Genomic DNA, 949 nt, shown 5'->3' with positions numbered 1-949 from the left:
CCTCCACAGACCGGGATCAGGCCGTCGCGCCTGACCCACACGCGGTCCACGTTCGGTCACGCCCATCACGGGCCGACCGGGCACCCTAGAACTACCGAGGCTCACACCATATCTACGCTCTCTACAGCCGATCTCAGCTGTAGAGAGTGGGCCCATAGCTCAGTGGGAGAGTGCCTCCTTTGCAAGGAGGATGCCCAGGGTTCGAATCCCTGTGGGTCCATGACTCGGAANGAGAGTGGGCCCATAGCTCAGTGGGAGAGTGCCTCCTTTGCAAGGAGGATGCCCAGGGTTCGAATCCCTGTGGGTCCATGACTCGGAAGAGATCCCCGGATCGTGCCCCTTAAGTGGGAGCGATTCCGAGGATTGAATCCGAACGAACCGATGCACCAGCCCGCGCAAGTGTGGCTGGGAAGGGTCAATGCAGGCCGGCCGTCTACCGGCGTGCAAATGAGACCGTGTGTACGTGTAGTCCAGGCGTCCACTGGACCCGTTCCCGGGTCACTACAAGGTTGCTTTNTTTGCAACCCTGATCCGACGAACGTGGCTACTGTGCCAGCTGGTGGATCGCTCGGCTTGAGAGCTGAAGACGGACGTGCCAAGCTGCGATAAGCCTGAGGGAGCCGCACGGAGGCGAAGAACTCAGGATCTCCGAATGGGAATCCCCACCGCAATTGCCTCGCGCAATGGGGAACGCCGGGAATTGAAACATCTTAGTACCGGCAGGAAAAGAAAACGCAACGTGATGTCGTTAGTACTGGCGAAGGAACGCGATACCAGTCCAAACCGAAGCCTTCACGGGCAATGTGGTGTTCGGACTGACGATCACTCTCCGAAAGGTAAGACGAAGTCTCCTGGAACGGAGCACGAAACAGGGTGACAGTCCCGTACTGTTACCGAGTAAGAGACGAGTCAGCTCCAGAGTATCGGGGGTTGGATATCCCTCGTGAAT

General features: G+C 58.4%; 2 tRNA genes and 1 rRNA gene. All 3 read left to right on the top strand.

From position 1 onward, the window contains the following. Nucleotides 1-148 precede the first annotated feature (148 nt). Nucleotides 149-220: transfer RNA gene (locus C492_RS04125), tRNA-Ala, on the top strand. Nucleotides 221-237: 17 nt separating this feature from the next. After that, nucleotides 238-309, top strand: a tRNA-Ala gene (locus C492_RS04120). 226 nt (nt 310-535) lie between these two features. Next, nucleotides 536-949: ribosomal RNA gene (locus C492_RS24845) — 23S ribosomal RNA — on the top strand; the annotation flags it as partial.

The organism is Natronococcus jeotgali DSM 18795 (assembly GCF_000337695.1).
GTDB lineage: Archaea > Halobacteriota > Halobacteria > Halobacteriales > Natrialbaceae > Natronococcus > Natronococcus jeotgali.
This window is presented reverse-complemented; position numbering and strand designations above follow the sequence as displayed.